This window comes from Pseudoalteromonas sp. TB25 (assembly GCF_000497995.1).
Lineage (GTDB): Bacteria > Pseudomonadota > Gammaproteobacteria > Enterobacterales > Alteromonadaceae > Pseudoalteromonas > Pseudoalteromonas distincta.
Genome location: NZ_AUTI01000082.1, coordinates 1 through 9231, shown reverse-complemented (window position 1 = coordinate 9231; position 9231 = coordinate 1). Strand labels below are relative to the sequence as shown.

The window sequence follows — 9231 nt, the reverse complement described above, 5'->3', positions numbered from 1 at the left end:
GTACGGCTCGCTAAATATGATCTTGATTTTAGATAATAATAACAACCGCGCAATAGGATTAAATGCTTCGCTTGGCTTTATTGGTGAAGCTGCTCAACTATTAAGCGAAGACTGCTTTGAACAAGAATGCAAAAAATATCAGCAGCAAGAATGCATGATTATTTTAGGAGCGTTGCAATCACTTGACCACGAAAGCTTAATTAAACGCTATCCAACATTACCGTTTTTATTAATTGGCGAAACGCTAAAACCACTATTAAGTATAGCTAATGTGGTGGGGCTTATTTGCGAGCCATTTAATCACGAAGTGACAACTCAGTTACTTCACGACTGTCAGCAGTATCAGCGTATGCTGCCTAATGAGCATAAGCATACTAAACCGCATAAGATTTTTGATGGACTTGTTGGTGAAACAGAGGCCGTAAAAGATGTTCGCTTTTTAATTGAACAAGTGGCAAAAACCGACGCTAATGTTTTAATTTTAGGCGAATCAGGCACAGGTAAAGAAGTGGTTGCCCGTAATGTTCACTTGCTTTCAAAGCGTATTAATGGACCGTTTGTACCAGTTAACTGTGGTGCTATTCCTGCAGAGCTGCTCGAAAGTGAACTATTTGGCCATGAAAAGGGCGCGTTTACTGGTGCTATATCGGCTCGTAAAGGGCGCTTTGAACTTGCTCAAGGTGGAACGCTATTTTTAGATGAAATAGGCGATATGCCACTGCAAATGCAAGTTAAGTTGCTGCGAGTATTGCAAGAACGCAGCTACGAGCGTGTTGGTGGCACAAAGGCTATTCAGGCTGATGTACGCGTTATTGCGGCCACGCATCGTAACTTAGAAACAATGATTGAAGAGGGGAGTTTTAGGGAAGATTTATATTACCGCTTAAATGTATTTCCTATCGAAAACCCATCGCTGAGTGAACGTGCTGATGATATACCGCTGCTTTTAAAGGAGTTAATGCGCCGAGTTAACGACCAGACTGGTTCTACCGCTAAGTTTACAGAGCGCGCAGTTGAGAGCTTAAAAGAACATGCTTGGCCTGGTAATATTCGTGAGCTTGCTAACTTAGTGGAACGTATGGTTATTATGTTTCCTGAAAAAGTGGTTGATATTCCCGATTTACCTAATAAATATCGTTACATTGAAGTTGAAGCATACGAGCCAGAATATCCTGAAGAGTTAATGGAAAAAGACGCCTTTAACGACATATTTAGCACCGGTTTTAGTGATTATGAAAGTGAGCCAGATGCTGAGTTTAGCCAAACGGGTAGTGGGCTATTGCCAGATGATGGTATTGAACTTAAAGATTATTTAGCAGAGCTTGAAATTAGCTTAATAACCCAAGCGTTAGAGCGCTATGATTACGTTGTAGCTCGCGCTGCAGAAATACTAGGTGTACGCAGAACAACACTCGTTGAGAAAATGAAAAAGTATAATCTTTCAAGAGATTAGAAGTGCGAAAATGGTGAAATACTTTTCGTTATTTATTATTCATTTGTGATCAATCACTTTACGGGCTTTGCCCGTCACGCAAGCAAGCTTGGCGTCTACAAGATAAACACAAACTTAAACCTTGGCGGTAGACGCTAGACTTGCTCGCGTGAAAAGCGTAGCTTTTAATCATTTAAATAAAACGCTATTTCACAAAGAGAAAAAACGAGGCTAAATGAGAAACCATAGTCAACTTACGCGTTACTTCTCTATAGCGCAGCGTCTCTTAACCTCTTTGTGAACAAATCACTTTTATGGTTATAAATCACTTACTACTAAAAGCCTCAATAATTTCTTCTTTTCTAAAACAATCATTACTGTGATCGTTAACCATACCGCAGGCCTGCATATGAGCGTAAACCGTTGTAGGGCCTAAAAACTTAAAACCCCGTTTTTTTAAATCTTTAGCAAATGCAGTTGATGCCTCTGTAATTGCTGGGTAGTCCTCAACGTTATTTAAATTACTTATAATCGGCTTATTACCCACAAACTGCCATTGGTAGTTACTAAAACTTCCAAATTCTTCTTGTATTTCTATAAAGCGCTTTGCGTTGTTAACAGTTGCCGAAATTTTTAAGCGATTGCGCACAATACCCTCATCAAGCATTAGTCTCTCAACGTCATCTTGTGTGAATTGTGCTACTTTTTTTACATCAAAATTAGCAAATGCTTTTTTATAACCGCTGCGCTTTTTTAAAATTGTGTACCAGCTTAAGCCTGCTTGCGCTGATTCTAGAGTGATAAATTCAAACAGCTTTGTATCATCATAAAGGGGGACGCCCCATTCTTCATCATGGTAAATAACGTAGTCGGGTTTAGTGGTGTCGAGCCACGGGCAACGGCACTTTATTTGCTCACTCATTATTATTCCTTTTTGCGTGCGTCATTTTTATGTCGCTCAAATTATTGATGTAACTTAATGATAAGTATGTAAATAAATTTTGGTATAAATCGTGCATTTAGACATGTATCTACATCAATTCGAGATTTGATTATGGCCCTTGCTAGCGTGCTAAAACCACAGTTTTTTTCTGCAAATCAGTATAACCCATGTTTACTTCAAGAGGAGTACATTGGTGAATTAAGCGATCTGCGCAAGCAAGCAAGTTGGCTTTCGCATTTGGTTGATACCATGCCAGCAGGCGTGGTTGTACTTGATGGCAAAGGGTTGATTGCAAAAGCGAATCAAATAGCGATTGATATGCTTGGCGAGCCACTTGAAGGCGAACGCTGGTTTAATGTTATTCAGCGCTCTTTTAGGCCACATCAAGATGATGGTCACGAAGTGTCTTTAAAAGACGGGCGCCTAATAAAACTTGATATTACCGCTTTAGCCCCAGAGCCTGGGCAACTTATTTTAATGACGGATTTAACCGAAACTCGCCGTTTACAAAAACGTGTTGCACATATGCAGCGATTAAGCGCGCTGGGTAAAATGGTTGCGTCACTGGCGCATCAAGTCCGTACACCGCTCTCAGCCGCTATGCTTTACGCCGCTAATTTAGGATCAAAGCGCTTACCCGAAGCATCTCGCGATAACTTTCAAACAAAGTTAATGTCGCGTTTAAAAGATTTAGAAACTCAAGTAAACGACATGCTGTTATTTGCTAAAAGTGGCGATCAGCAAGTTGTTGAGCAAGTTTCAATGCAGCAGCTTTTAACAGAAGTTAAAGCGGGCGCTGATGCGATGGTCGCACTTAATGAAAGTGAGCTGGATGTAAGCTTACCAGAGCCAGATATACAAATAGTCGGTAATAAAACGGCATTGGCCAGTGCTATTCAAAATCTTGTGCACAATAGTATTCAAGTTATTGGCGGCGGTGCAAAAGTAAAAATTAGCGCACAAAGAGATTTAAAAGATTTAGATATGGTTCGTATTAGTGTGAGCGACAATGGCCCAGGTGTTGATTTAAGCCAAAGCGATAAAATTTTTGAACCATTTTTTACTACAAAAAGTCAGGGCACAGGTTTAGGGCTTGCTGTAGTGAGTTCGGTGGCTAGTGCGCACCAAGGTCGTGTTGATGTGACCAATAATACGCAGGGTGGTGCCTGCTTTAGTTTGTTACTGCCTATTAAGGCAACATCTAAACTAGAGGGATCATTATGAGTAACACTATTTTAGTTGTCGAAGATGACGCAGGGCTTCGTGAAGCCTTAATAGATACCCTTGAAATGTCGGGTATTGAATGTGTTGCAGCCAACAGTGCTGAGCAAGCAATGATATTGCTTAAAAAAGATCAATTTTCGCTTGTTGTAAGCGACGTGCAAATGGGCGCAATGAGTGGACTTGATTTACTACGCAGTATTAAATTAAACCACCCTGATTTGCCTGTATTGATGATGACGGCGTACGCCACAATCGACGATGCGGTAGAAGCCATGCGCCTAGGTGCAATTGACTACATGGCTAAACCATTTGCACCTGAAGTGCTGTTAAATATGGTGAGCCGTTATTTGCCTGAAAAAGCAAAAGAAACCGACGGACCTATTGTTGCTGACCCAACTAGTATTCAATTATTGGAGCTTGCGAGTAAAGTAGCACGCTCTGATGCAAGTGTAATGGTACTTGGCCCAAGTGGTTCAGGTAAGGAAGTACTTGCTCGTTATATTCATGATAAGTCGAGCCGATGTAATGAGCCATTTGTGGCGATTAACTGCGCGGCTATTCCTGAAAATATGCTCGAAGCTACGTTATTTGGTTATGAAAAAGGAGCTTTTACGGGGGCGATTCAAGCATGTCCGGGTAAGTTTGAGCAAGCACAAGGCGGCACTATTTTACTTGATGAAATTACTGAGATGGACTTAGGGCTACAAGCAAAGCTGTTACGCGTACTGCAAGAGCGTGAAGTAGAGCGTTTAGGGGGCCGTAAAACAATTCAGCTCGATGTACGTATTTTGGCAACCAGTAATCGTGATTTAAAAGAAGCTGTAGTAGATAATCAGTTTAGAGAAGATTTATATTACAGGCTTAATGTTTTTCCACTTATGTGGCGACCATTGTGCCAACGCCCAGGCGATATTATTGTATTGGCTAAGCATTTAATTGAGCGCCATATAAGTAAAAGCAAAGAGCCTATGGCGTATTTAGATAAAGCTGCCGAGCAAAAGTTACTGGCTCATGCGTGGCCTGGTAATGTGCGCGAGCTTGATAACGTTATACAGCGTGCACTTATATTGCGAAGTGGCGATACAATAAACGAGCATGCTATTTTTATCGAAAACTTAGTATCTAATAACTTTGTTATGGAGCCTTCATTGGCACCGGCGCAAACCGTATCGCCAACAGAATTAGCACATGCAGACAAAGGTGTTGATAAAAGCACTTTAAGCTCTGCATATTATGATGAAAAGTCGCATGCTGAGGATGAGCCTAAACAAGGTTTGCTAGCGGCAGATACCGGTAGCTATAAAGATGAGCTTAAAGACAAAGAGCATCGCATTATTTTAGAAACCCTTGCACGTTGCCAAGGTAAGCGTAAAGACGTTGCCGAAACGTTGGGCATAAGCCCACGAACTTTACGTTATAAACTAGCGCAAATGCGCGATTTAGGTATTTCACTTCCAGCTTAACCTCCTATAAACCCTAAGTTTGCGCTGCGAACTTAGGGTTGTCAAAACTCTGACTAACACAAATTGAAGTTAACCTATTGTATTTTAATGATTAATTAATTGGCATGTTTTGTGCTTTATTACTTGTAAGAGTTCACTGCGTGTCAGAGATAAATTATGAAAATTCAAAACAGTGCTGTATTTCAAGAAATGCAATCAATGGCTTTAGAAGCCGGCCGTAATAATCAAATAAATAAATTGCCGACTCAAGTTCAGCCTACTTCTACTTCCCAGTTTGGCGACATGCTAAGTGATGCACTAAATACAGTGCACGGTTTACAGCAAGATGCAGGTCAAAAAGTAAAAGCGGTTGAAATGGGTGATCGAAGTGTATCGCTTGCTGAGGCGATGATTGCTTCTCAAAAATCGTCAGTTGCTTTTGAGGCTACAGTACAGGTTCGTAATAAACTTGTTGAAGCTTATAAAGAAATCATGAACATGCCTGTTTAATTAGGTAGTGGAGAATTATTGTGGCGCAATCTAACCAATCTACAGACCTAGCACTTGCTGGCGGCGGTATCGACCAAAGTGGTGGTGATGATCAACAAGAACAAAAGTCAGGCTACTTAAGTGCTTTAAGTGGTGTTGATGTATTGCGCCAAGTAACATTGGTTATAGCATTGGCTATTTGTTTAGCTATCGCGATTTTTATTATTATTTGGGCTCGTCAGCCAGATATGCGCCCGTTAGGCAAAATGCAAACAGAAGAGCTTATTCAAACATTAGACTTTTTAGATGCGCAAAAAATTGAATACCAACTAGATGGCAATGTTGTATCGGTTGATGAAAGCGAATACCAAAACATTAAATTGCTAATGACCCGCGAAGGGTTAGAGCAAGGCCCTGCATCTGGCTCTGACATAATTATGCAAGATATGGGCTTTGGTGTAAGCCAACGCTTGGAGCGTGAACGTTTAAAACATGGTCGTGAACAGCAATTAGCACGCACCATTGAAGAGCTAAATAACATTACTCGCGCCAAAGTATTGTTAGCCATCCCTAAAGAAAACGTATTTGCCCGCAGAGAGAAAAAACCATCCGCTACTGTTGTATTAACACTTAAGCGTGGCCGCTCACTTGACCGTGAAGAAGTAGACTCTGTTGTTGATATGATTGCTTCAGCAGTACAAGGCTTAGAGCCTGCACGTGTTACAGTCACTGACCAAAATGGTCGATTATTAAATTCAGGTTCGCAAAGCTCATTAGCAGCACGCTCTCGTAAAGAATACGATTTAGAACGTAAGCGCGAACAAGAGTATCTTGAAAAAATAGACAGTATTTTAATACCGGTTGTTGGGCTTGCAAACTATACAGCTCAAGTTGATTTGAGTATGGATTTCAGCTCGATTGAGGAAACTCAAAAGCGTTATAACCCAGACCTACCAGCGGTTAGAAGCGAAACCACATTTGAAGAAAATAACATTGGCGGCCTAGCTGTTGGTATTCCAGGTGCGCTTACAAATCAGCCACCGCTAAATTCAAATATTCCTGAGGTTGCTGGGCAAGGTGGTGCAGGCACTGCTACGTCTCCAACACGCAGCCACAAAGAAGCTACACGTAATTATGAACTCGATACAACCATTTCGCACAAGCGCCAACAAAGTGGTGTTATACGCAGAATAAGCGTATCAGTTGCTGTTGACTATATTCCTAAAGTGGGAGAAAACGGCGAAACAACCATGGCCCCGCGCTCGGTAGAGGCATTGTCAAATATTCGTCGCTTACTACAAGGTGGTGTAGGTTTTGATATGCAACGTGGTGATGCACTTGAAGTAGTAACAGTGCCGTTTGTACGTGAAGCAACAAATTTAGCAATAGAAGTGCCACTGTGGGAACAAGACTGGTTTATGAAAATAGCCCGCCTTGTACTAGGCGCCTTAGTTATCATTGTATTGATAATGGCAGTAGTAAAACCAATGCTTAAGCGCTTAATTTACCCAGACGATACACTAGAAGAATACGACGAAGATGCATTAAGTTCCGGCGTAGATATTGGCGACAATACACTTGATATGCTAAATAAAGACTTTGATTCTGCTTCGGTTGGTTTCTCAAGTGATGGTACACTGCAGTTACCGGATTTACATGGCGACGAAGATTTACTTAAAGCAATTCGTGCCCTTGTAGCTAACGAACCAGAACTATCATCACAAGTAGTGAAAGCGTGGTTAACAGAAGATGACTGATCAAGAACAAAAACAACTCCCGCCAGCCTTTGATGTTGATAAGCTCGATGGGGTAGATAAAGCCGCTATATTACTTTTGAGTTTATCAGAAGAAGATGCCGCGCAAATCCTTAAACACTTAGAACCTAAACAGGTGCAAAAAGTGGGTATGGCAATGGCTGGGCTACAGGATTTATCTCAAGCTAAAATTAGCGCTGTACACAACTTGTTTATAGAACAAATTCAAAGCTTTAGTACCATTGGTTTTCAGTCAGAAGACTTTATTAAAAAAGCGCTTACAGCCGCTCTTGGTGAAGACAAAGCTGCTAGCCTTATTGACCAAATTGTTATGGGCTCAGGTGCTAAAGGCTTGGATTCATTAAAATGGATGGACTCTAAGCAGGTAGCAAACATTATTCGTAATGAGCATCCGCAAATTCAAACTATTGTATTATCGTATTTAGAGCCAGAACAGTCAGCTGAGATTATTGCTCAGTTCCCTGAAAAAGTACGCTTAGATTTAACTATGCGTATTGCAAACCTTGAAGAAGTTCAGCCAGCAGCACTGCAAGAGCTAAACGAAATCATGGAAAAACAATTTGCCGGTCAAGCTGGTGCGCAAGCTGCTAAAATGGGCGGCTTAAAAGCTGCTGCAGATATTATGAACTACCTAGATACCAACGTAGAAGGGCAGTTAATGGATTCTATTCGTGAACATGACGAAGAGATGTCGCAGCAAATTCAAGACTTAATGTTTGTGTTTGAAAACTTAATGGATGTTGAAGACCGTGGTATTCAAGCAATCCTACGAGAAGTACAACAAGACGTATTAATGAAAGCAATTAAAGGCACCGACGATGCCCTTAAAGATAAGATACTGGGCAATATGTCTAAGCGTGCAGCCGAAATGCTTGCTGATGATTTAGAAGCTATGGCCCCGGTACGTATAAGCGAAGTAGAAGCGGCGCAAAAAGAGATTTTATCAACAGCGCGTCGTTTATCTGACTCAGGTGAAATTCAGCTGGGCGGCGGCGGTGGCGAGGAGTTCCTGTAAACTATGAGCAAACTCAAAGGACGCACACTTCACGCTGATGAAGCAGATGAATTATTAAAAAACTGGGCTATTCCAGATGTAGCACCAGATGAGAGCAGCTTTGGCAATCGCTCTACGGCTTACGGCACACCGCTTAGTGAGTTGTACAAAAAAGAATTAGCCGAAGAAATGCCTATTGATGAGCCACAAGAACCAGAACTCCCTGCGCTTACCATGGTTGAGCTTGAACGCATTAGACAAGACGCGTACGAAGAAGGCCTTAAACAAGGTCATGAGCAAGGCTACATAGACGGCTTTGAAAAAGGCGTTGGCGAAGGTAAAGAAGCAGGCTACAAAGAAGGCTTAGAGCAAGGTAAAACACAAGGCCTTGAAGATGTAAAACCATTAATTGAAGAGCAGTTAACAAGTTTAAAAGCCATTTTAGAGGGGCTAACTGCACCGCTAGATAAAGTGGACGAACAAGCCGAGAAGCAATTAGTACAACTTGCTAGCATGTTAGCGGAAGCTGTTATTTATCAAGAAGTAAAAACATCGCCAGATGCGATTTTACATACGTTAAAGCAAAGTATTGATTCACTTAATGCGGAGCAAGAAAAAGTACGAATCCATTTAAACCCCGAAGACTTAGAACTCATAAAAGAGAGCTATGGCGAACAAACCATTATTGATAATAACTGGCAATTAATGGCAGAACCCACTCTTGAACGCGGTGGCTGTGAAGTTAAAACAGCGCAATCGTCACTCGACATGACCCTTAAAACACGTGTCAGAGAAACGTTGGATAGTTTTTTGCATAATAGTGGTATCTAACTATTTTATTGGCGTGTTATGTCAACTCAACGTGCACCTTTAAGCGAACGCTTATCTCAATATCAACAACATATTAAAACTCCAGCGCCTGCTGTGGCAGG

The 9231-nt window shown here is 41.4% G+C and carries 8 protein-coding genes; 7 read left to right on the top strand and 1 reads right to left on the bottom strand.

The window, feature by feature from the left end; all coding sequences use genetic code 11:
- Positions 1–16: 16 nt before the first annotated feature.
- Entirely contained in the window at positions 17–1453 is a 1437-nt protein-coding gene (locus tag L652_RS0101630) for a sigma-54-dependent Fis family transcriptional regulator (protein WP_007581875.1), read from the top strand.
- A 304-nt stretch (positions 1454–1757) separates the two neighbouring features.
- Here L652_RS0101630 and L652_RS0101625 read toward each other — a convergent pair whose 3' ends face one another.
- The gene (locus tag L652_RS0101625) at positions 1758–2354 is read right to left on the bottom strand and encodes a DNA-3-methyladenine glycosylase I (RefSeq protein WP_024594882.1); all 597 of its coding nucleotides are present in this window, start codon (positions 2352–2354) and stop codon (positions 1758–1760) included.
- A gap of 132 nt (positions 2355–2486) precedes the next feature.
- Here L652_RS0101625 and L652_RS0101620 point away from each other — a divergent pair, with 132 nt between their 5' ends.
- The 6 genes from L652_RS0101620 to fliH all read left to right on the top strand — a co-directional run bounded on the left by L652_RS0101620 (position 2487) and on the right by fliH (position 9130).
- Complete coding sequence (locus L652_RS0101620; RefSeq protein ID WP_007581877.1) at positions 2487–3599, top strand: ATP-binding protein; 1113 nt, start codon at positions 2487–2489, stop codon at positions 3597–3599.
- The gene (locus tag L652_RS0101615) at positions 3596–5062 is read left to right on the top strand and encodes a sigma-54 dependent transcriptional regulator (RefSeq protein ID WP_024594883.1); all 1467 of its coding nucleotides are present in this window, start codon (positions 3596–3598) and stop codon (positions 5060–5062) included. Before L652_RS0101620 ends, L652_RS0101615 begins: the two co-directional genes overlap by 4 nt.
- A gap of 156 nt (positions 5063–5218) precedes the next feature.
- Entirely contained in the window at positions 5219–5551 is a 333-nt protein-coding gene (gene fliE, locus L652_RS0101610; RefSeq protein WP_008168784.1) for a flagellar hook-basal body complex protein FliE, read from the top strand.
- 20 nt (positions 5552–5571) lie between these two features.
- Entirely contained in the window at positions 5572–7287 is a 1716-nt protein-coding gene (gene fliF, locus L652_RS0101605; protein WP_024594884.1) for a flagellar basal-body MS-ring/collar protein FliF, read from the top strand.
- Positions 7280–8320 carry a flagellar motor switch protein FliG gene (gene fliG / locus L652_RS0101600; protein WP_007581881.1) on the top strand — a complete coding sequence of 347 codons (1041 nt, stop codon included), beginning with the start codon at positions 7280–7282 and terminating at the stop codon, positions 8318–8320. The genes fliF and fliG overlap by 8 nt, the downstream gene beginning before the upstream one ends.
- Positions 8321–8323: 3 nt before the next feature.
- Positions 8324–9130, top strand: coding sequence for a flagellar assembly protein FliH (gene fliH, locus L652_RS0101595; RefSeq protein WP_024594885.1), 807 nt, complete (start codon positions 8324–8326; stop codon positions 9128–9130).
- Positions 9131–9231 lie beyond the last annotated feature (101 nt).